21 protein-coding genes and 1 tRNA gene are annotated in these 21,036 nt (G+C 70.2%); 14 read left to right on the top strand and 8 right to left on the bottom strand.

Going from position 1 to position 21,036, the window contains the following annotated elements; translation table 11 throughout:
* Position 1 precedes the first annotated feature (1 nt).
* Complete coding sequence (locus AC1U89_RS07060; protein ID WP_479899010.1) at positions 2 to 949, bottom strand: fatty acid desaturase family protein; 948 nt, start codon at positions 947 to 949, stop codon at positions 2 to 4.
* A gap of 81 nt (positions 950 to 1,030) precedes the next feature.
* Here AC1U89_RS07060 and AC1U89_RS07055 point away from each other — a divergent pair, with 81 nt between their 5' ends.
* Positions 1,031 to 1,381, top strand: coding sequence for a lysozyme inhibitor LprI family protein (locus AC1U89_RS07055; RefSeq protein WP_479899009.1), 351 nt, complete (start codon positions 1,031 to 1,033; stop codon positions 1,379 to 1,381).
* 57 nt (positions 1,382 to 1,438) lie between these two features.
* Here the strand turns inward: AC1U89_RS07055 and ubiA are convergent, their stop codons facing one another.
* Positions 1,439 to 2,446 carry a 4-hydroxybenzoate octaprenyltransferase gene (gene ubiA / locus AC1U89_RS07050; protein ID WP_479899008.1) on the bottom strand — a complete coding sequence of 336 codons (1,008 nt, stop codon included), beginning with the start codon at positions 2,444 to 2,446 and terminating at the stop codon, positions 1,439 to 1,441.
* Positions 2,447 to 2,674: 228 nt separating this feature from the next.
* Between ubiA and AC1U89_RS07045 the strand changes: the two genes are divergently transcribed.
* Positions 2,675 to 2,908 (top strand): hypothetical protein, encoded by a 234-nt coding sequence (locus AC1U89_RS07045; protein WP_479899007.1) that lies wholly within the window; start codon positions 2,675 to 2,677, stop codon positions 2,906 to 2,908.
* On the opposite strand, the gene AC1U89_RS07040 is transcribed toward AC1U89_RS07045, so the two are convergent.
* A complete protein-coding gene (locus AC1U89_RS07040; protein WP_479899006.1) occupies positions 2,905 to 3,033 on the bottom strand; it encodes a hypothetical protein in 129 nt (42 codons plus the stop codon). The two genes, AC1U89_RS07045 and AC1U89_RS07040, sit on opposite strands and share 4 nt — an antisense overlap.
* Positions 3,034 to 3,191: 158 nt before the next feature.
* On the opposite strand from AC1U89_RS07040, the gene AC1U89_RS07035 reads away from it, so the two are divergent.
* Entirely contained in the window at positions 3,192 to 3,482 is a 291-nt protein-coding gene (locus tag AC1U89_RS07035) for a DUF454 family protein (protein WP_479899005.1), read from the top strand.
* A gap of 46 nt (positions 3,483 to 3,528) precedes the next feature.
* Positions 3,529 to 5,319 (top strand): ABC transporter ATP-binding protein, encoded by a 1,791-nt coding sequence (locus tag AC1U89_RS07030; RefSeq protein ID WP_479899004.1) that lies wholly within the window; start codon positions 3,529 to 3,531, stop codon positions 5,317 to 5,319.
* 21 nt (positions 5,320 to 5,340) lie between these two features.
* On the opposite strand, the gene AC1U89_RS07025 is transcribed toward AC1U89_RS07030, so the two are convergent.
* Positions 5,341 to 7,197 (bottom strand): DUF4153 domain-containing protein, encoded by a 1,857-nt coding sequence (locus tag AC1U89_RS07025; RefSeq protein WP_479899003.1) that lies wholly within the window; start codon positions 7,195 to 7,197, stop codon positions 5,341 to 5,343.
* 131 nt (positions 7,198 to 7,328) lie between these two features.
* Between AC1U89_RS07025 and AC1U89_RS07020 the strand changes: the two genes are divergently transcribed.
* The gene (locus AC1U89_RS07020) at positions 7,329 to 8,867 is read left to right on the top strand and encodes a UbiD family decarboxylase (RefSeq protein WP_479899002.1); all 1,539 of its coding nucleotides are present in this window, start codon (positions 7,329 to 7,331) and stop codon (positions 8,865 to 8,867) included.
* Positions 8,868 to 8,941: 74 nt separating this feature from the next.
* Here AC1U89_RS07020 and AC1U89_RS07015 read toward each other — a convergent pair whose 3' ends face one another.
* Positions 8,942 to 9,787, bottom strand: coding sequence for a DUF817 domain-containing protein (locus tag AC1U89_RS07015; RefSeq protein ID WP_479899058.1), 846 nt, complete (start codon positions 9,785 to 9,787; stop codon positions 8,942 to 8,944).
* Between the two features lie 63 nt (positions 9,788 to 9,850).
* Here AC1U89_RS07015 and hisI point away from each other — a divergent pair, with 63 nt between their 5' ends.
* From hisI to AC1U89_RS07000, 3 genes are all read left to right on the top strand, one after another.
* Entirely contained in the window at positions 9,851 to 10,252 is a 402-nt protein-coding gene (gene hisI, locus AC1U89_RS07010) for a phosphoribosyl-AMP cyclohydrolase (RefSeq protein WP_479899001.1), read from the top strand.
* A 161-nt stretch (positions 10,253 to 10,413) separates the two neighbouring features.
* On the top strand, positions 10,414 to 11,220 hold the full coding sequence (locus AC1U89_RS07005; protein WP_479899000.1) for a hypothetical protein: 807 nt from the start codon (positions 10,414 to 10,416) through the stop codon (positions 11,218 to 11,220).
* Positions 11,221 to 11,259: 39 nt separating this feature from the next.
* Positions 11,260 to 11,889, top strand: a complete 630-nt coding sequence (locus AC1U89_RS07000) for a LysE family translocator (protein WP_479898999.1) — start codon at positions 11,260 to 11,262, stop codon at positions 11,887 to 11,889.
* Positions 11,890 to 12,037: 148 nt separating this feature from the next.
* Here AC1U89_RS07000 and AC1U89_RS06995 read toward each other — a convergent pair whose 3' ends face one another.
* Positions 12,038 to 13,747 (bottom strand): alkaline phosphatase D family protein, encoded by a 1,710-nt coding sequence (locus AC1U89_RS06995; protein WP_479898998.1) that lies wholly within the window; start codon positions 13,745 to 13,747, stop codon positions 12,038 to 12,040.
* Between the two features lie 80 nt (positions 13,748 to 13,827).
* On the opposite strand from AC1U89_RS06995, the gene AC1U89_RS06990 reads away from it, so the two are divergent.
* Entirely contained in the window at positions 13,828 to 14,136 is a 309-nt protein-coding gene (locus AC1U89_RS06990; RefSeq protein ID WP_479898997.1) for a ferritin family protein, read from the top strand.
* Between the two features lie 154 nt (positions 14,137 to 14,290).
* Here AC1U89_RS06990 and AC1U89_RS06985 read toward each other — a convergent pair whose 3' ends face one another.
* Complete coding sequence (locus AC1U89_RS06985; RefSeq protein ID WP_479898996.1) at positions 14,291 to 16,801, bottom strand: TonB-dependent receptor; 2,511 nt, start codon at positions 16,799 to 16,801, stop codon at positions 14,291 to 14,293.
* A gap of 96 nt (positions 16,802 to 16,897) precedes the next feature.
* Between AC1U89_RS06985 and AC1U89_RS06980 the strand changes: the two genes are divergently transcribed.
* The 5 genes from AC1U89_RS06980 to AC1U89_RS06960 all read left to right on the top strand — a co-directional run bounded on the left by AC1U89_RS06980 (position 16,898) and on the right by AC1U89_RS06960 (position 20,503).
* Positions 16,898 to 17,953 carry an RluA family pseudouridine synthase gene (locus AC1U89_RS06980; RefSeq protein WP_479898995.1) on the top strand — a complete coding sequence of 352 codons (1,056 nt, stop codon included), beginning with the start codon at positions 16,898 to 16,900 and terminating at the stop codon, positions 17,951 to 17,953.
* Positions 17,954 to 18,047: 94 nt separating this feature from the next.
* The gene (locus AC1U89_RS06975; protein ID WP_479898994.1) at positions 18,048 to 18,773 is read left to right on the top strand and encodes a hypothetical protein; all 726 of its coding nucleotides are present in this window, start codon (positions 18,048 to 18,050) and stop codon (positions 18,771 to 18,773) included.
* A gap of 104 nt (positions 18,774 to 18,877) precedes the next feature.
* Complete coding sequence (locus AC1U89_RS06970; protein ID WP_479898993.1) at positions 18,878 to 19,729, top strand: MBL fold metallo-hydrolase; 852 nt, start codon at positions 18,878 to 18,880, stop codon at positions 19,727 to 19,729.
* A 69-nt stretch (positions 19,730 to 19,798) separates the two neighbouring features.
* The gene (locus AC1U89_RS06965) at positions 19,799 to 20,275 is read left to right on the top strand and encodes a PaaI family thioesterase (protein ID WP_479898992.1); all 477 of its coding nucleotides are present in this window, start codon (positions 19,799 to 19,801) and stop codon (positions 20,273 to 20,275) included.
* 138 nt (positions 20,276 to 20,413) lie between these two features.
* A tRNA-Ser gene (locus tag AC1U89_RS06960) sits at positions 20,414 to 20,503 on the top strand.
* A 72-nt stretch (positions 20,504 to 20,575) separates the two neighbouring features.
* Here AC1U89_RS06960 and AC1U89_RS06955 read toward each other — a convergent pair.
* Complete coding sequence (locus AC1U89_RS06955; RefSeq protein WP_479898991.1) at positions 20,576 to 20,920, bottom strand: hypothetical protein; 345 nt, start codon at positions 20,918 to 20,920, stop codon at positions 20,576 to 20,578.
* Positions 20,921 to 21,036: the final 116 nt, after the last annotated feature.

Here is a 21,036-nt window from a genome sequence, read left to right as displayed (position 1 = left end):
TCTAGGCGGGGACCCGGCTGGACGCGGCCTTCAGCACGGTCAGATAGCCCGGCGCCGTCAGCATGCCCTCGGTCAGGCCCTTCTTCGCCAGCAGCCGGTGGGCCCTGGGCAGGTTCCAGCAGGGCATGTGCATGAACAGGTGATGCTCGGCGTGGAAATTGACGTGGTAGGGCGCGATCAGGGCGCGCTCGATCCAGTTGGCCGAAGTGGTGCGGGCGTGGCGGAACGGATCGGGCTCGTCCTTGGCCACCAGGGCGTGCTCGGCGATGTTGCGCAGGCGAGTGACCAGCGGGAACCAGGTGGCCATCGGCACGATCCACAGCGCGAACCAGGCCCACCACAGGCCCGCGGCGCTGAGCACGACCAGCAGGCCCAGGTTCCACAGCAGGAACGGCCGCTGGCGCGCGACCTCGCCGGCGAAGACCGCGCCTTTCGGCTGGTCGCCCGCGCCCTTCATCTTCCCCAGCAGCGGACCGAACCGCTGCTTGAAGAAGGTCTGGCCGGTCAGGTCGCGGACGATCTTGCGGCGCAGGGACGCGCGGGTGGTCGGGAACGGCGCCGACAGCACCAGGTCCGGGTCCTCGGCCTGCTGGGCGTATTTGTGGTGGGTCAGGTGGTAGGGCCGGTACTTGGCCAGGGAGGCGCCGGTCGGGGCCGCGCACAGCCATTCGCCGACCCAGTCGTTGACCTTGAGGTTCGGATGCAGCCCGCCGTGGGCGGCCTCGTGCATCAGGATCGCCAGGCCCAACTGGCGCGCGCCGATCAGCATCACGGCCAGGACGTAGGTCAGGGGATTGGGCCAGATCACGAACATCGCGCCCGCCGCGACGATCACCGCCCAGGCGTGGGCCACCATCAGCAGGCCCCGCCAGCTGGAGCGCGCCGACAGCGGCGCCCATTCCTCGGGGGTGAACAGTTCCTGCGGCTTGATGCGGGACGCGACGGCCATGGAACGATCATGCCACATTCAGCGTCAGGCTGACAGAATGACCCGACGTCACGCCCCCTCGAAGTCCGCCCGGAGACCGCCATGCGCCCGCTTCTGATCGCCCTCGCCCTGACCCTCGCGGCCGGCGCCGCCCCGTCGCTCGCCCACGCCGCCAGCTTCGACTGCCTGCGGGCCAAGGCCGCCGACGAGAAGGCGGTCTGCGCCTACCTGCCGCTGAACGACAAGGACGTGCGGATGTCGGTGCTCTACGAGATCAACAAGCACACCCTGGCCATGGGCGGCCGCGACGCCCTGCAGGACCAGCAGCGCCAGTGGCTGGCCGAGCGGCGCCGGTGCGGGGCCAACCGATCCTGCCTGATCCGCCTCTACGACCGGCGGCTGGGCGAGCTGGAGAAGACCACCGAGCGAATCTACCACGCGGGGCCGTTCTAGGGGGCGGCTTTGAACGGGGGCGCGCCCTAGAACTCCTCTCTCACAGAGAGAGGGATTTTAAAGCCCCGGTGGCTTCCACATCCCCGCCGCCAGGGCCAGGAACAGCACGAACCCGACCTGGGCGTTGGACTTGAACAGGGCCAGGGCCCCGACCGGGTCGTCCAGGCGCACCCGGGCCGCCTGGCGCGACAGGTGGACGGCGACCAGGGCCGCCAGGGGCAGGAACAGCGGGCCCACGTCCCCGGCCCAGGCCGCGGCGATCACCAGCACGAAGCTGGCGGCGTAGAAGGCCAGCACGCCCTTCTGCACGTGCGCGCCCAGGCGGCGGGTCGACGACTTCACCCCGGCCAGGGCGTCGTCCTCGAGGTCCTGGATGGCGTAGATCGTGTCGTAGCCCAGGGTCCAGAAGACGCCCGAGGCGTAGAGCAGCACGGCGGCCCAGCTCAAGCCGAAGTGCCAGGCGCCGCCGCCGGCTCCCCCAAACAGGGTCACGATCAGGCCCAGGGTCGACATCCCCGAACTCGCGACCGCCGCGAAGCCCATCAGGGCGCCCCAGTTGAAGGTCAGGCCCAGCCAGGCCTGGGGCCACCAGGTGATCCGCTTCATGAACGGGTAGGCCGCCACCAGCCCCAGCGACAGCACGCCCAGCAGCAGGCAGAGCGGATTCAGGCACAGCAGGATCAGGAAGCTGACCAGGCAGCAGCCGACCACGAACGCCCAGGCCTGCTTGACGCTGATCAGGCCGGCCGGGATCGGGCGCATGGCCGTGCGGCTGACCTGGGCGTCGAAATCGCGGTCGACGATGTCGTTGAAGGCGCAGCCGGCCGCCCGCATCAGGGCCGCTCCGACGAAGAAGGCGATCAGCAGCCACGGATTGGGCCACTGCCCCTTGCCGGCCGCCGCCAGTGCGATGCCTTGCCAGCCGGGCAGCATCAGCAGCCAGATGCCCGCCGGCCGGTCGAACCGTCCCAGCTTCAGCCAGGGCCGCAGGGCCGGCGGCGCGTGGCGGTCGACCCAGTTGCCCGCGGCGGCGTCGGGCAGGATGGCGGTATCGGGAGAACTCATGGGCAAGGCTTAGCCCCGGCCTCCCGCCTCGCGCAACCGCGCCGAACCGGAGCCATAGAGACTTCCGATCTCGATCCGAAAAACGATCAATTGGATTGATCGAATGGAAGCGACCAAAGTGTCTTCAGCGAAACGGTGATCCCCCGCCGGTTCGCAGCCCCAGGCGGGCCGCCGTTTCCTCCCCCCAGCGCGGCGGCCCGCCTCCTTCGCTTTCGAAAGGTTTCCGACATGACCGCCTTCATCGATCGACTGGAAGCCTGGACCTTGCTGGCCGTCGGCCTGGCCGCGGGGATCGTGGCGCCGCACCCCGTCACCACCGCCCTGTGGACCGCCGCCGCCCGCGCCTTCGAACGGGCCGGCGACGTCGGGATGGTGGCGCGGCTGACCTCGGGCACGAAGTTCGGCGGCCGCATCCGCGCGGGCCTGCGCGGCGACCGGTTCAGCCACCTGCGCTTCGCCTAGACCCCGTTCGGCCCGGCCAGCGGCAGGGTCATGGCCAGGGCCAGGACCAGCAGGCAGGCCAGGAGATAGGCCGCCAGATAGGCCGCGATGGCGATCCTCTGGGTTCCCGGGCGGTCGATCCTCATGGGCCTCGGCTCCTCGCCTGCAGGACAGTGGACGGCCGGCACAATGATACCGGTCAAGCTGCCTTAGCCATCAGGGAATCCCTGGTTTTGCCTCGGGTGGAACCCTGAGGCCGACAAAGCCTTCCCGTCCGCGCCTTCATCCCCCACATTCCAGCTTCATGACCGACGCCCCCCGTCCGCCCCGCAAGCGCCTCTCCCGCCCCGTCCACTGGGTGCTGGACGGCCTGGGCGTGGCGCTGTTCGCGACGGGGGCGGTCGGCGCCTTCGTGCCCGGCATGCCGACCACGGTGTTCTGGATCGGCGCGGTCATGTGCTTCCTGAAGACCCGGCCCCACGCGGTGCGGCCGCTGCTGCGCACCCCGATCATCGGCCCGGCCATCCGCTGGTACCTGCGCTGGCGGCCGTTCGGTGGAGCGCGGCGCCGGGGCAACACCTCCCGGAAGGCTTGATCAGCGCCTCGCTTCGCGCGGAACGAGCGCCTATCTGTCCTCCACCATGACCGACGCGATCGACGAAGACGAAGAAGGCGGACGCCGCCGCGCCCTGAGCAACGCCCGGGTGCTGGGCTTCATCGCGCGCTTCTGGCTGCGCCGGAAGGGCCTGTTCCTGGCCGGCGTCGGCCTGACCCTGGCGGCGATCTGCTTCGACCTGGCCCTGCCCTGGGCTTCGGGCCGGCTGATCGACACCGTCACCAAGGGACCGTCGGCCATCGACGCGGCCTGGGTCGCCTGGGCGGCCTTCGTCGGCGTCTATCTGGGCTTCTCGCTGATCCGTAACCTGGCCATGCGGTTCTGGATCCCGCTGGCCGCCCGCAACATGGAGGAGATGACCAACGAGGGCTACGCCCGCGTCCAGGCCTTCTCGTCCGACTGGCACGCCGACAGCTTCGCCGGCGCCACGGTGCGCAAGCTGACCCGCGCCATGTGGGGCTACGACAGCGTCACCGACGCGGTGACCATCTGGCTGGCCCCCAGCCTGATCGTGCTGGTCGGCCTGTCGGTGATGCTGCTGCTGCGCCAGCCGCTGGCCGGCGGCGTGGCCCTTGTCGTGGTCGCCGGCTACCTGGTGATGAACCTGGTGGTCACCGCCCGCTACGTGCGCCCGGCCAACCTGAAGTCCAACGCCCTGGACTCCAGGATCGGCGGGACCCTGGCCGACGCCGTGACCTCCAACCCCACGGTCAAGAGCTTCGGGGCCGAGGCCCGCGAGAGCGCCCGCGTGGCCCAGATCACCGCCGCCTGGCGCACGGCGGTGATGGTCACCTGGCACAAGTTCACCAATGTCTGGCTGGGCCAGAACCTGCTCTTGGTGCTGCTGCAAGGCGGGCTGACGGCGGCGATGATCCACGCCTGGAGCCGAGGGACCGCCACGCCCGGCGACGTGGCCTTCGCCATCACCGCCTTCATGCTGATGAGCGGCTACCTGCGCAACATGGGCGAAAACATCCGCATGCTGCAGAAGGGCCTGGACGACACCGAGGACCTGGCCGCCTGGGAGGGCCTGGCCCCGCAGATCGCCGACGTCCCGCACGCGCCCGATTTCGTGCGCGGCCCTGGCGCCATCGCCTTCGAGGACGTGACCTTCCGCTACAAGTCGGCCGGCGCGCCGCTGTACGACCACTTCTCGCTGGAGATCGCGCCGGGCGAGCGCGTGGCCCTGGTGGGTCCGACCGGCTCGGGCAAGTCGACCTTCGTCAAGCTGGTCCAGCGCCTGCACGACCTGCAGGGCGGGCGGATCCTGATCGACGGCCAGGACGTGGCCAAGGTGACCCAACGCTCCCTGCGCCGCGCCATCGCCGTGGTGCCTCAGGACCCGGCCCTGTTCCACCGCACTCTGCGGGAGAACATCGCCTACGGCCGCCCCGACGCGACCGACGAGGAGATCGTCAGCGCCGCCAAGAAGGCCCGCGCCCACGACTTCATCCTGCGCCTGCCCCAGGGCTACGACACCCTGGTGGGCGAGCGCGGGATCAAGCTGTCGGGCGGCGAGCGCCAGCGCGTGGCCATCGCCCGGGCCTTCCTGACCGACGCCCCGATCCTGGTGCTGGACGAGGCCACCTCGTCGCTCGACGTCGAGACCGAGGGCCAGGTGCAGGCCGCCGCCGAGGCCCTGATGCACGGCCGCACGACCATCGTCATCGCCCACCGCCTGTCGACCGTGCGCGGCGCCGACCGCATCCTGGTCTTCCAGAACGGCCGCGTCGTCGAGGAAGGCCGCCACGGCGAGCTGAAGGCGGCCGGGGGCGTGTACGCGCGACTGAACGCGGTCAGCGAGGGCGTGGGCTAGACCCCGGCCGGGGACATGCCGTCACTTCTTCTTCGACCAGACCGGATCGGGCGTCCCCAGGGTTTCCTGCCCGGGCTCGTACCAACCGCAGTTGGTCTGCTCGAACGACAGGTGGAAGCGCCGCCCCCGGATCTCCAGGTCCTTGATGTAGGACGGCACGGCCTGGAGATCGCCCGAGGCGAAGACCTCGCTGGCGCTCGCGCCCTGACAGCCCGGCAGCAGGAAGTAGCCGTACTCCTCCCAATCGTTCTGGACCGGACGCAGGCGATAGACGGCGATGCGGTGGTCGTCGCCGCCCTCGCCGGTGATCAGCACCTCCGGCCCGGCCTGACCATCGACGTCGCGCAGCAGCGCCACGCAGCGGTCGCCGGGCTCGCAGAACGGGATGCGCATGGCGTCGGGCTTGAGATACTGCTGCTGGAAGCTGGCGGGCAGGACCGATCCCTTCGGATAGACGATCACCGCCTTCAGCTGCTTGGCGTTCTCGGGCCGATTGTCGATCTTGGCCGGCGCGGCCGGTTCGACATCCACCGCCTCCCAGCGCCCCTTGTACTTCGAGGTCGTGGCGGCCATGGCGCGGACGGCCGGGTCCGGGTTGGTTTTCAGCTTGTCCAGCGCCTTCAGGCCGTAGCGGCCGTCGTCGAAGCGCAGGGCGAGATAGTCGAAGTCCTTGGCCTTCACCTTGCCGCTCTCCAACCGCGCCACCTGGTCCTCCACTGACAGCCGGCGCGGATCTGCCAGCGGCGTGAACAGGGCCAGCAGCACGGCGATCACGACGAAGGCCATGGCGATGTTGGTCGCTTCCAGCGCCTTCATCCAGGCGCCCGGCCGCGCGGCGGCGACCGTGTAGCCGACGGCGTAGCCCGCCGCGACCAGCACACAGGCGGCGGCGATGATCCGGTCGGGGCTGAGGCCGTACTGGCCGATCCGCAGGGACAGGCCATAGGCCGCCAGCACCGTGACCGGGACCAGCAGCACGCCCGCCAGCCTCGCGGCCCATTTCAGCACCACGGCGGTCTTCTCGGTCCCGTCCTGGTAGGCGGCGTTGGTCAGCAGGATCAGGAAGGCGTCGGCGGTCAGCAGGATGGCCGTGGCGCTCTTGGTCTTCCATAGCGGCTCGAGACCGGTGAACGGCAGGGTCAGCAGGAAGGCCGCGGCGATCAGGGCCATCAGCGGCAGCAGCCACGACAGCAGGGTCAGGGCCACCGTGCGCACGCCGCGCACCAGATTGGCGCGCACGTCGGTCAGTTGGACGGCGGCGGCGAACATCACGGCGGTGGCGGGGAAGGCGAACCACTCGTGCCGGATCAGCTTCTCGATGGCGTCGACGCCGATCAGCTTGAACAGCGCCGAGGCCAGGAACAGCAGCAGCCAGAAGGCCCCGGTGAAGCCCACCGACAGCGCCCCCTGCACCCCGTGCTTCCAGGTGACGTCGAAATAGGTCGGGAAGCGGGCGATCCGTCGCCGCTCCATGTCGGCCGGCTGGACCAGGTGGTGGCCGATGAAGACCAGGGCGGCGATGGCCAGGAAGGTCTGCGGTCCCATGCCGTTGACGCCTTGCGCCTCGGGATCGCCGCTCCAGACGCCGTAGGCGGCCAGGCCCGCGACCGTCAAGGCGACCACGGCCTTCCAGACCGCCAGGGTGCGCAGGCGCAAGGCCGAGATACCGGCCAGCCCGACGAACGGCACGAACAGCGCGATCATCAGGAAGGCGGCGTAGACCTCGCGCTGGGTGGCCGGCCAGACCTTGGACTTGTCGGCCTGCCAGAGGCCGTACAGCAGCAGCCCCTGGACCAGGCCCGTGGCCAGGCGGACGATCGTCGCCCGGCGGACGGCGCGGGCGTCGACGGGGTCGGCCTCGCGGAGAAAGTCGGTCATCTTGCTGCAACCTCGAATGTCGTGGAGCCAGAGATCACGCCGAACGCGCGGCGCCTAGGGTGAAGCTTACGGAGCCATGCTTGCCGCGACGCGGGGCGGCCTCTAGGTTCCGCGCCGTCCAGGAGTCCCGCATGGCCTATCGCTCGCTTCGCGAATTCATCGACGTCCTCGAGGCGAAGGGCGAGCTGGTGCGGGTGACCGAGCCGGTGTCGACCGTGCTGGAGATGACCGAGATCCAGACGCGCCTGCTGGCCACGGGCGGGCCGGCGGTGCTGTTCGAGAACGTGATCCTGCCCGACGGCTCGCGCTCGCCGATGCCGGCCCTGGCCAACCTGTTCGGCACGGTCAAGCGCGTGGCCATGGGCGTCACCCTGGGCGGCGAGCCGCGCACCACCGCCGGCGAACTGCGCGAAGTGGGCGAGCTCCTGGCCTTCCTGCGCCAGCCCCAGCCGCCCAAGGGCCTGAAGGACGCCCTGGACATGCTGCCCCTGGCCAAGACCGTGATGGCCATGCGGCCGGGCACGGTGAAGAAGGCCCCGGTGCAGGAGGTGGTCCTGACCGGCGGCGACATCGACCTGACCCAGCTGCCGGTCCAGACCTGCTGGCCGGGCGAGCCGGCGCCGCTGATCACCTGGCCATTGGTGGTCACCAAGGGCCCGGGCAAGGACCGCGAGGACGACTTCAACCTGGGCATCTACCGCATGCAGGTGCTGGGCAAGGACCGCTGCATCATGCGCTGGCTGGCCCACCGCGGCGGGGCCCAGCATTACGCCCGCCACAAGAAGGCCGGGAAGCGCGAGCCCCTGCCCGCCTGCGCCGTGCTGGGCGCCGATCCGGGCACCATCCTGGCCGCCGTGACCCCGGTGCCCGACACACTGAGCGAATACCAGTTCGCCGGCCTGCTGCGCGGCGCCAAGGTCGACCTCGTGCCCGCCAAGACCGTGCCGCTGATGGTGCCGGCCCACGCCGAGATCGTCATCGAGGGCCATGTCCTGCTCGACGAATACGCCGACGAGGGCCCCTACGGCGACCACACCGGCTACTACAACAGCGTCGAGAAGTTCCCGGTCTTCCAGGTGACGGCGATCACCATGCGCAAGCAGCCGATCTACCTGACCACCTTCACCGGCCGTCCGCCGGACGAGCCGTCGGTGCTGGGCGAGGCGCTGAACGAGGTGTTCATCCCGCTGATCCGCCAGCAGTTCCCCGAGATCGTCGACTTCTGGCTGCCGCCCGAGGGCTGCAGCTACCGCATCGCCGTGGTGTCGATGAAGAAGGCCTATCCGGGCCACGCCAAGCGGGTGATGCTGGGTGTGTGGAGCTATCTGCGCCAGTTCATGTACACCAAGTGGGTGATCGTCGTGGACCACGACATCAACGCCCGCGACTGGAAGGACGTGATGTGGGCGATCAGCACCAAGATGGACCCGGCGCGGGACATCACGGTGATCGAGTCGACGCCCATCGACTATCTCGACTTCGCCAGCCCCGAGAGCGGTCTTGGCAGCAAGATCGGCCTGGACGCCACCGACAAGCTGCCCCCCGAGACGCACCGCGAATGGGGCGAGGAGATCCGCATGGACCAGGCGGTGATCGATACGGTCAGCGAGAAGTGGGCCCGGCTGGGCCTGCCGGGGGACGGCAAGCCGATCTGGAAGGCGAAGGGCTGAAGCGCCAGCCCCTCCCCCTGTGGGGGAGGTGTCGGCGCAGCCGACGGAGGGGGGAGGATAGGGCCTCCGCCGCATCACTCCCCCCACCGGCGCTTCGCGCCACCTCCCCCACAGGGGGAGGGCCTGGGAGCGTGCACCGCCGTCACCAGCACGTAGCTGAGCAGCATCAGCAGGTACCACGCCCCCAACTTGCCGATCGGCACCATCGACCAGCCGTGGCGCTGGCTGGGATAGGTCCAGGCCCCGGCCAGGGTGCCGAGGTTCTCGGCCAGCCAGATGAACAGGGCCACCAGTCCGAAGCCGACCAGCAGCGGCATGCGGCGCGGCGTGCGGTCGACCGTGAACACCACCCAGGTCCGGCCGAACAGAGCGGCCGAGGCGGCGAACAGGCCCAGGCGGATGTCCGGTCCGTAGTGGTGGGTGAAGAAGTTCAGATAGGCCAGGATCGCCAGCGTCCAGGTGGTCCAGACCGGCGGATAGCGCACGAACCGGAAGTCCATCAGCCGCCAGATCCGGGCGATATAGCTGCCGATGCAGGCGTACATGAAGCCGCTGAACAGGGGCACGCCGGCGATCTTCAGCAGGCCCGGCTCAGGATAGATCCAGGACCCGTGGGCGGTCTTGAACACCTCCATCACCGTGCCGACGACGTGGAAGACCAGGATCACCACGGCCTCGTCCCGGCGTTCCAGCTTCAGGACCAGCAGGGCGGCCTGGATGGCCACCGAGGCGAGCACCAGGAAGTCGTAGCGAGCCAGCGGCGCGCCGGGCGGCCAGACCAGATGCGTGCCGACGATCAGGGCCAGCATCAGCCCGCCGAACAGGCACGCCCAGGCCTGCTTCAGGCCGAACAGCAGGAACTCGTAGGCCCACCCGTTCAGCCGCCCGCGCTCGGCCCAGGGCCGCGCCCAGCCGTCCAGCGCCGCGACCCGCGCCTTGATCCAGTCTTTGACGCCCGGCGAGAGGGCGCCATATGTCGCTGCATGACCTCCTCGATCTTCCCGCCCGCCGCCGACAAGACCGCGCTCGAGCGCGGAACCGCCGTCACGCCGCGTTTCGACGCCAACGGCCTGGTCGCCGCCATCGCCCAGCACGCCGACACGGGCGAGATCCTGATGTTCGCCTGGATGAACGACGAGGCCCTGAAGCTGACCCTCGACACCGGGATCGCTCACTATTTCAGCCGCTCGCGGAACAGCCTCTGGAAGAAGGGCGAGACCAGCGGCCAGCTGCAGGTCGTGACCGAGCTGCGGATCGACTGCGACCAGGACGCCGTGCTGATCAAGGTCCGGCCGCAAGGCGACGGCGGCGCCTGCCACGTGGGCTTCCGCTCGTGCTTCTACCGCGTCTGGGAGAACGGGGCGCTGGTCGAGCGCGAGGCGTAGGGCTCTTCTCATCGCGCCAGCCTGGGCCGCCCGCATGGAGCCGGCGGCCAGGAAGACGTGCAGATCGCGTCAAGATTCCGCATTGTCGAACGTCGTTTTGCCAAAGTTGCAAACCCTCAGGCCTGTGGCATCCTGATCCGGGGACCTGAGGGGGGCGACACATGGCCGAAGCGGCCTTGCAGACCGGCGCGCGGGCGAACGTCTCGCGGCAATTCTATTTCTTCATGGCGCTGACCTGCCTGGTCATCGCGGTGCTCGGCTTCGTGCCGACCTATTTCGCGCCGATGGTCCAGGGCAGGTTCAAGGCGCCGCCGCTGGTGCACATCCACGGCCTGGTCCTGTTCGCCTGGATGGCGTTCTTCTGCACCCAGACCTGGCTGGTGGCCCAGGGCAAGACCCTGTCCCACCGCACCTGGGGCGTGCTCGGCGTGGCCATCGCCACCGCCATGCTGTTCGTGGTGACCGCCGTCGTCTCGCTGCGGATCGCCCAGGCCTCGCTGCCCGGCCAGCCGGCGGGCGTGGCGCACGGGGTGCGGGCCTTCGCCTGGGTGAGCATGGGCGAGATCGCCTTCTTCATCGGGGCGTTCGCCCTGGCGATCGTCTACGTGAAGCGGCCGGAGATCCACAAACGCCTGCTGCTGGTGGCCACGATCTCGCTGCTGGGCGCGCCGATCGCCCGCTGGTTCCTGACGCTCCTGGCGCCGCACGCCCCGCCGCTTCCGGCCCCGCCGGCCGGCCTGCCCGCGGTGTTCGCCCCGCCGGTGTTCGTCGCCGTCCCGCCGGCCCTGATCGGCGACCTGCTGCTGCTGATCGCCCTCTGGGTGGACTGGCGCACCCGGGGCAAGCCCCACCCGGTCTATCTGATCGGCGGCGGACTGATGGTGCTGCTGCACGCCACCCAGGTCCAGGTCGCGGAATCGCCCGCCTGGCAGGCGGTGGCCGCCGCGATCGGCCGCATCGCGGGCTGACCGCTTGCGCCGGGCCGGGAGGCGGCGGACAAAGCCCGCATGACCACCTTCCAAGCCCTGATCGCCTTCGGGATCGCCGCCGGCCTGCTGACCATCACGCCCGGGCTGGACACCGCCCTGATCCTGCGCACGGCCGCCGCCGAGGGCTGGCGCCGCGCGCTGGCCGTGTCGGTGGGGATCGGCCTGGGCTGCCTGGTCTGGGGCGCGGCCGCGGCGTTCGGGGCCGGGGCGCTGCTGGTGGCCTCGCACGCCGCCTACACGATCCTGAAATGGGCGGGCGCGGCCTATCTGGTCCGGCTGGGCGTCAACCTGCTGCGCAAGCCGCGCGAGCGCTTCGACGCCGGCGCGGGCGAAGGTCCCCCGTCGGGCGGCCTGGGCGCGGCCCTGGCCAAGGGCCTGTGGAACAACCTGCTGAACCCCAAGGTCGGGGTGTTCTACGTGTCGTTCCTGCCCCAGTTCATCCCGACCGGCGCCAACCCCGCCGCCTTCGGCCTGTTGCTGGCGGCGATCCACGTGGTCCTGGGCCTGGCCTGGGCCGGCGGCCTGATCCTGGCTACCGCCCCGATCGCCAAGGCGCTGCGCCGGCCCGGCGTGGTCAAGTCGCTGGACCGGGTGACCGGCGGGGTCTTCGTGGCCTTCGGCGTGCGATTGGCCTTCGAGCGTCGGTAATTGGAACTCCGCTCATCCCGGCGAATGCCGGGACCCAGATCCCAAATCTGAGGGGCTGATTGGAAGAGCTCAGCGCCCTTGGCGTCAGACACACCGCTATTCCATCTGGGTCCCGGCATTCGCCGGGATGAGCGGAAAATAAGAGGGCCTACCCCTCCGCCAGCGCTTTCACCCCGCCCTTGTCGCCCGGCGTGATCACGAAGCGCTTGAGCGTCCGGGTCTGGTACTTGGGGTCCAGGATCGTCGAGACGGCGATCAGCTCGCCTGTCGCCCGGCCGTGCTCGAGGGTCAGCAGCAGGAAGCCCTTGGCGCCCTGGTCGGTGAACTTCACCTCCTTGTTGGCCGCCACATAGGCCTGGCCCAGCGGCGCGCCAGGCAGGTAGTCGCTGTAGCCGGGCGAGGTCACCGAGGTGACGCCGAACTCGGCCGCCACGCGGGTGGTCCCGGCATCGTCCCACAGCTCGTTGGCCCAGAAGGCGTGGCTGTCGCCGGCCAGCACGATCGGCCGGGCCTGGCTGGCCTTGAAGATGTCGTAGACCCGCGCGCGGTCGGCCGGATAGCCGTCCCAGGCGTCCAGGTTGCCGGGCGCGCCGACCTGCGCCAGGGTCCGGCTCTCCTCGACGGGCTTGGCCACATAGGCCGGCAGCCGGGCCAGCAGGGCGGCGTAGGCCTGGTCGCCCATGGCCGCCTTCAGGTCGGGCGGGACCACCCGGGCCATGACCACCTGGTTGCCCAGCACCTGCCAGGCCGTGCCGGCCTGCATCGAGGCGTCGACCTCGCGGGCCAGCCACTGCTCCTGGCCCTGGCCCATCATCCGGCGGTCCGGATCCTTGAGCTTGGCGGTGAAGGCGGCGAAGTCGGGCTTGCCGTCGACGACCGGCAGGTCGCGGCCATAGTCCAGCTGGTGGCTGCGGGCCGTCAGCCGCGTCTCGGTCATCAGCAGGGTGGCCACGTCGCCGAACTGGAACCGGCGCCAGGCGGCCTCGGGCAGGGTTCCGGCCGCCGGCTCACGGATCGGCATCCACTCGTAATAGGCCTTGATGCCGGCCGCCTTGCGCTTGACCCAGTCGCCCTCGGTCGCCGGCTGGTGGTTCTCGGCTCCGCCGATCCAGCTGTTGTCGGCGGTCTCGTGGTCGTCCCAGACCACGATCCAGGGGGCGCGGGCGTGGGCGGCCTGCAAGGCGGGGTCGGTCTTGTAGAGGGCGTGGCGACGGCGATAGTCCTCCAGGCTCAGCAGCTCGCGCGGCGGATCGGGCACGCGGGTCTTGGCGGTGGGCGAGGCCATGCCGTAGTCGTCCGGCGCGGCGCCGTATTCGTAGATGTAGTCGCCCAGGTGCAGCACGGCGTCGACGCGCGGCAGCTTGGCGATGGCGTCGTAGGCGTTGAAATAGCCGTTCGGATAGAGGCTGCACGAGGCCACGGCCAGGACGACATCCTTGACCGCGCCCTTGGGCAGGGTGCGGGTGCGGCCGCCGACGGACTTGCCGAAAGGCTTGCCGTTCCGCAGGTACTGGAAGCGGTAGAAATAGTCGGTCGCCGGCTTGAGGCCCGTGACGTCGACCTTGACCGTGTAGTCGCGGGACGCCGTCGCCCGGGCGTCGCCCTTGTGGACCAGCGTCTTGAAGCGGGGATCGGTCGACACCTCCCAGCGCACGGCGATCGGGGCGGTCGTCGCCTCGGCCGTGATCCGGGTCCACAGCACCACCCGGTCGTCCAGCGGATCGCCCGAGGCCGCGCCGTGCAGGAACTCTGCCCGGCCCGCGAACAGGGCGCGCGGCGTCGCCGCCATCGCCTCGCCCGCCGCGCCCGCGCCGCCCAGGCCGAAGAGAGCCAGGGCCCGGCGTCTGTCGATGGTCATGCTCAACTCCCCGAAGGTTCACGGCGCCGCTTGGACTTCTCGTGCGTTAGCCCCTGGAGACAACAGTAGGATGACGGTGCATGTCCAGCGAAGGCCTCCACGTCCCGCGCGAAAAGCTGCGTGGCAAGACGCTCAACCAGCATTACGCCATCACCTCGCTGATCGAGGAGCTGGAGGCGGTGGACTGGTACCGCCAGCGGGCCGACGACTGCGACGACGAGGAACTGCGCAAGATCCTGCTGCACAACGCCCGTGAGGAGCTGGAGCACGCGGCCATGGTGCTGGAATGGCTGCGCCGCAGCGATCCGGAGACCGACGCGCAGCTGCGGGAATATCTGTTCAAGGACGGCTCGATCACGGGGCGCGAGGAAGAGGCGGAGGGCAAATAGCTCCTCCCTTTCAACCGTCATCCCGGGCCTTGTGCCCGGGACCCGTGGTTCAGTTCGCACGTGAAGCGCCTTGGCGCGCTGGCGCGCCCCCCCTCCGCACTTGCGGCGGACAGAGGGGTCCCGGGCACAAGGCCCGGGATGACGATGTTCAGGGTTACCGCCGCAGCGAGAACGTCACGCCGTAGTAGCGCGGGTTGCCGGCGATGAATGTCGGGATGCCGAAGTTGTCGCCGGTGTTGCCGGCGTCCTTGATGTACTTCTCGTCGGTGGCGTTGGTGACGAAGGCGCCCAGCGTCCAGCTGGCGAACGCGGGCTGGTACTGCACGCGCAGGTCCAGCAGACCGTAGGCCTTCTGGAACTCGTCCACCGCCGTGTCGGGCAGCAGGTTGTTGACCTGCAGGGCGGCGATGTCGTTGTCGTCCGAGAAGAAGGTCTTGGACTGCCAGGTGTAGATCGGCGTGAAACTGAACCGGCCGTTCAGGGCCTGCGCCGAGAAGGTCGCGCCCAGCGAGGCCTTGTTGTCGGGCGAGAGGCGGAAGCGGTTGCCGTCGTAGAGGCCGGTGTCGAAGCGGCCGTGGCTGTAGGCGTAGGTCGCGAAGATCTCGGCGAACGGGGCAGCCTGCCAGGTGGCCTGGCCTTCGAAGCCGTAGGCCTTGGCCTTGCCGGCGTTGGTGGTGGTCGGCTTGTTGGCGACGATGATCGTGGTCTGGAAGTTGTCGTAGTCGTAGGCGTAGACCGCGCCGTCCAGGCTCAGGCGACCGCCCAGGGTGCGGGTCTTGCCGCCGACCTCGTAGGAATCGACCGTCTCGGCCTCGACCGGAGTGAACCGCGCCGCGCCCATGGGGGCGCTGGGCTGGCCGGCCGACAGCACCTCGGGACGGCGACCGCGGGCGTAGGAGGCGTAGAAGCTGGTGTTGGCGTCGGGCTTGTATCGGCCCACCAGACGCCAGGTCAGGCCCTCGTCCGAGAAGTCCTGAGAATAGATGTCGCCGTTGTTGCTGGTCGGCTGCGAGACGATGCCGAACATCGGGATCGGATAGGCGACCGAGGTCGGTATGCTGGCCGCGCCCGGCGTGGCCAGACCCTGGATGAAGGCCAGCCGCTGGGCGGGCGTCAGGGTCGGCAGGATCGACGGCAGGGCGATCAGGGCGCCCAGGATCGAGCGGTCCTGGACGCTGGAGGCGAAGGCGCTGGACTTGTCGTCGTGGGTGTAGCGCAGGCCGGCCGACAGCTCGAACCGGTCGTTCAGGCGCCAGGTGCCGTCGCCATAGACGTCGAACGACTCGGTCTTGCCGTAGTTGGTGTAGCTCTCGCGGTGCGCATGCAGGTTGGCGGCGATGCCCTGGGCGGCCGCGCCGGTGATCGTGCCGCCCGACAGGCCGGTGACCAGGGCCGCCAGGAAGGTGTTGTTGGTTAGCACCGCGGTCGATTGCGGGTTGGGCTTGGTCAGCTGGCCGGTGATCAGGGCCAGGGCGTAGCGCTCGTCGATCTGCGAGGGCACCGAGGTCTGGGCGTCCTCGTTGAAATAGCTGACGCCGGCGAAGCCGCTGAAGCGGCCGCCGTCGTCGTAGTTCAGGCGGAACTCCTGGCTGTACTGCGTGCCGCGGGCGTCCTCGGCGAAGGTCAGCATCGGCAGCGAGAAGCCGTCCGGATCGAAGGTCTCGGTGCTCTGGAAGTGGCGGGCGGCGGTGATCGACGACAGCTTCCAGGCGTCGTTAAACTTGTAGTCCACCAGGGCCGTGGCGCCCTGGACGAAGCGCTTGAGGCCCAGCTGGGCGCCGCCGTTGAAGCCCGAACCGGCCGACAGGGCCGCGCCGGAGTTGGGATCGCGGTCGCCCAGCACCTGGCCGGTGGTCGGATCGGTGGGGTTGAAGGTCCCCGACTTGAACGAGGTGCCGGTCGGATGGTCGGCCTCGTAGTTCAGCAGCAGGTTGGCGTCGAGCTTGTCGTTCGGGGTCCAGCGGAACGCCAGGCGGGCCGCGCCCGTGTCGGTCGAGCCCAGGTTCTTGCCGCCCAGCAGGTTCTCGACCGCGCCGTCGCGCTCCTTGTAGCGGCCGGCGAAGCGCACGGCGAAGGTGTCGCTCAGCGGCATGTTGGCCATGCCCTCGAACAGGCCGTAGCCGTGGTCGCCCAGCTCGGCGCCCACGCGCCAGTCCAGGGCGGCCGGGTCGGCCTTGTTCTGGATGATGTTGACCGCCCCGATCAGGGCTCCGCGGCCGAACAGGGTCGATTGCGGCCCCTTGGCCACCTCGATGCGCTGGATGTCGAACAGCTCGACATACGAGCCGCGCGACTTGGAGATCGACACGCCGTCCTGGAACACCGACACCCGCGGCTCCACCGTCGCGTCGCCGCTGTCGGAGGTGATGCCGCGCATCACGAAGCCGGGGTTGTTGGGCGACTGGTTCTGGACCTGGAAGCCGGGGACGAAGGACGACAGCTTGTCGAACTCCTGGACGCCCAGCTTGTCCAGCATGGTTCCGGAATAGGCCGTCAGGGCGATCGGCACGTCCAGCGTCTTCTGCTCGCGCTTCTGGGCGGTGACGACCAGTTCCTCGACCTGCTCGGAAGCCGGGGCGTCCGGCTCGGCGGCGTGGGCGACGCCGGCGATCAGGGCCAGGCCGCTGACGGCCGTCATGAGCAAGGTGGTGCGGAACGCGCGCATCGACTATCCCCTTCGAACGCAAGGCTTGAACCTGAGCCGTTAGGCGCGGGCGATGTCCGCCCTACGACATAGCCGTGACGGAGCCGTGAAGACGCCTTGATCCCCCCGACCGACCCGACCGAAGCGCTGATCGATGACGAGATCGACGACCTGGGCGCCCCCGAAGCGGGCGCCGGGGGCGAGGTCGTGCGGATCGTGCTGGACGCCGACCTGGCCGGTCAGCGGCTGGACAAGGCCCTGGCGAGCGCCGCGCCGGACCTGTCGCGGGCCCGCCTGCAGGCCCTGATCGCCGCCGGCCAGGTGTCGCAGGCGGTCGAAGGCCAGGCGCCACGTCCGATGACCGACGGCAAGGCCAAGGCCCCGGCCGGGGTCTACGAGGTCCTGGTCCCGCCGCCGGTCGCCGCCGAGCCCGAACCCGAGGACATCCCGCTCAGCGTGCTCTACGAGGACGCCTACCTGATCGTCATCGACAAGCCGCCGGGCATGGCCGCCCATCCCGCCCCCGGCTGCGAGACCGGCACCCTGGTCAACGCCCTGCTGTTCCACTGCGGGGCCAGCCTGTCGGGGATCGGCGGGGTCGCCCGGCCCGGCATCGTCCATCGGCTGGACAAGGAGACCTCGGGCGTGATGGTGGCGGCCAAGACCGACGCCGCCCACCAGGGCCTGTCGGCCCTGTTCTCGACCCACGACATCGACCGCATGTACGTGGCCCTGACCCGGGGCGCGCCGCATCCGGCCGTGGGCACGATTCTGACCCGCCTGGGCCGCTCGCCGCACGACCGCAAGAAGATGGCGGTGCTGAAGACCGGCGGCCGCGAGGCGATCACCCACTATCGGGTCGAGAAGACCTTCGGCTCGCCCGACAAGCCGGTGGCCGCCCGCGTCGCCTGCCGGCTGGAGACCGGCCGCACCCACCAGATCCGCGTGCACATGGCCAGCAAGGGCAGCCCCTGCCTGGGCGACCCGGTCTACGGCGCCGGGGCCCCGGCCGCGCCGGTCAAGGCGGCCATCACCGAGCTCGGCTTCACGCGCCAGGCCCTGCACGCGGCCGTGCTGGGCTTCGTCCATCCGATCACAGGAGAGACGCTGCGCTTCGAGACCCCCCTGCCCCCGGACATGGCGGCGCTGGAAGCGGCCCTTGAAGCGCTGTGAGCGCCTCACCAGCTTCAGCTTGCGCGCCTGATACATTCAGGCCCTAATTCGGTTACAGATCGCGCCCACTGTGGCGGGGTCGGAGGTTTCGTCCATGTTCGCGTCCCGCATCGTCCTCACCGCCCTGCTCGCCCTGCCCCTGGCTGGGACCTTGGCCCTGCCCGGCGCGGCGTTCGCCCGTTCGGCCGACGACGAGGTCGTGACCACCGCCGCCTCGCGCGCCACCCGCCCGCCGACCGAGGCCGAGCTGGAGCAGGCCAAGGCCGAGGCCCGGGCCCGCGCCGAGGCCGAACGCGCCGCCAAGCCCGTCACCACCCAGGACCAGATCTCGGCCTGGGTCGCCGACGCCCCGCCCGTCGAGGGCTCCGGCTTCGGCTACACCCCGCGCGCCGAACTCGACGTCAACGGCTACCCGCTCGACAAGGACGGCAAGCGCCAGGTCCATGGCGAGGTGGGCGTCAGCGTCGGCACCGGCGGCTATCGCAGCGGCTACGTCTCCAGCCTGATCCCGATCGGCGAGACCGGCACCCTGGGCGTCACGGTCGGCAAGACCGACTACGGCAAGCACGGCGGCTACGGCTATTACGGCGGCTATGGCGGCGGGTACGGCGGTCCCTACGGTTACGGCTATGGCGCGCGCGGCGGCAGCTCGCAGTCCCTGGCCCTGTCGCTGGATATGCGCGGCGGGAGCGGACGCAGCCGGTCCGACACGCCCGAGGGCTGCGCCCCCGGCTTCCGCGACGGCGAACGCTATGTCGAACCGGTCTGGGTGACCGAGATGCGCGGCGACAAGAGCTGCGACGCGGCCGCCCGCCCCTAGCCCCTGAGACGAATCGCCTCGGGCGCGATCCAGCCGGTTTTGTTCGCCGATACTTAAGGGGTTGCGGTCAAGGTGCGCGCCTCAGGGCGTCATCGGACCGATCTATGCAGCCGGAAATCACCGCTTTCCACCACCCCGCCACCGGACGGGTGACCTATCTGATCGCCGATCCGGCCACCCTGCTCTGCGCCTTCGTCGATCCGGTCCTCGACTACGATCCGCAGACCCAGGCCGTCGACACCCGCTTCATCGACGCGATCATCGCCGACGTCCGCGCCAAGGACCTGGGCCCGACCTGGATCCTCGAGACCGGCCTGCACACCGACCACCTGTCGGCGGCCGGCCACCTGAAATACGAGACCGGCGCCTCGATCTGCATCGGCGCGCCGGTGCTGGACAGCCTCAGGCGCCTGGTCCCCGTGCTGGGCGACGACGGCGTCGACCTGGAAGGCTGGGACTTCGACAAGCTGGCCCAGGACGGCGAGGCCCTGCCGATGGGCGGGATCGAGATCACCGCCATCGCCCTGCCCGGCCGCCTGCCCGGCGCCACCGCCTATCAGGTGGGCGACGTGGTCTTCGCCGGCTCGGCCATCCTGCCGCCCGACCAGGGCCTGGACGACAGCACGGCCCCCGGCGCCGACCCCGCCGGCCAGCACGCCGCCGCCCGCAGGCTGCTGGGCCTGCCGCCCGAGACCCGCCTGCTGGTCGGCCAGACCGGCGAGGTCATCGACGCCTGGAGCACCACGGTCGCCGAGCAGAAGGCCCGCAACGTCGACGCCGGCGACGCCGTCCCGGCCGAGGCCTTCATCGCCCGCCGCGCCGCCGCCGCGGCCGCCGCGGCCGCGCCCGGTCCACTGGCCGCCCCGGCCCTGCAAGTCGGGGTCCGCGCCTTCCGCCTGCCGCCGCAGGGCGAGGACGGCAAGCGCTTCCCGCCGGTCGACGTCAGTTCCATTTAAAAACGCACTTGCCTTGCCTGGGTGCGCGCGCGTAGATGCTTCGCACGCGAAGAACCAGGATGCGCCGCCATGGCCGAAGACAAGACCGCCGCCCCGTCCCCCCTCGACGCCGCCCGCACCGCCGGCGAGGGCGACCGCAGCGCCGCCCTGACGGCCGGCCAGCAGGGCCACCTGCCCGACCTGCTGGGGCTGGAATGGCTGGAGGCCACGACCGGTCGCGTGCGCGGCCGCATGACCGTGACCCAGCGCCACATGGCCCCCAACGGCTTCCTGCACGCCGCCAGCGTCATCGCCCTGGCCGACAGCGCCTGCGGCTACGGCTGCGTGGTCTCGCTGCCGCCGGGCGCCGTCAGCTTCACGACCATCGAGCTGAAGTCCAACTTCCTAGGCACGGTGCGCGAGGGCGGCGGCGCGGCGGTGGAGGCCACCCTGGTCCACGGCGGCCGCAACACCCAGGTCTGGGACGCCGTCGTCACCGCCGAGGAGACCGGCAAGACCATCGCGCTTTTCCGCTGCACCCAGATGGTTCTGTATCCGAAAGCCTAGGTTCGGCCGGGCTTCCACGCGGAAACCGCGCCCCGCGACACAAAAGCTTGTCACAGGCTCTTGCACTCTTCCGACGACGCCGCTAGGTATCCCGCCCTCACTCAAGGCACGCCTCCGGGCGGGCCCCGAAGACCCCCTGGAGAGGTGGCAGAGTGGTCGAATGTACCGCACTCGAAATGCGGCGTGCCTGGAAGGGCACCGTGGGTTCGAATCCCACCCTCTCCGCCATCACCCCCTGAAATCAAAGCCTCGACCAGCCCCCCGCGCTCGCGGGTGAGCCCTTGGACGATTGGCGCGTCGTCAGCGGATCGTGACGCGCTTGACGACGATCGTGTCGCCGCCGTCGACGGCCGGGACCTTGGTCTCGACCACCTCGACCTGGGCGCCGGCGTCGCGGAACTCGTCCAGGCGCGCGGCGGTCTGCGAGCCGAAGGCCGAGGCCGGCAGGCTGATGGCGAACCCGCCGCTGCCGCGGATGCCCTGCATCACCAGCTCGTCGGTCAGGTAGTAGCGCGCCCAGTAACGGTCGGGGTCGGTGGCCATGACGTGGGCGGCTTCGGCCTGGCGGGCCTGCTCCTCGTCACGGCGCGCCTGCACCAGCTTGGCGTCCTCGCGCGCCATCGCCAACTCGGTCTTGAACGACATCGAGACCTCCCTCCAGGCTGGAGACAACCTGGACTATTGTTTACGATAAACACCACCTTAACGTCCACGCGGGCGGGCGCAAGCCGTCGGCGGGTCGCCAGGCCGGCCTGGGCCGG

Source organism: Caulobacter sp. 05T431 (assembly GCF_056665975.1).
Note: the sequence above shows the minus strand (reverse complement) of the source record. Positions and strands in the feature narration are given on the sequence as shown.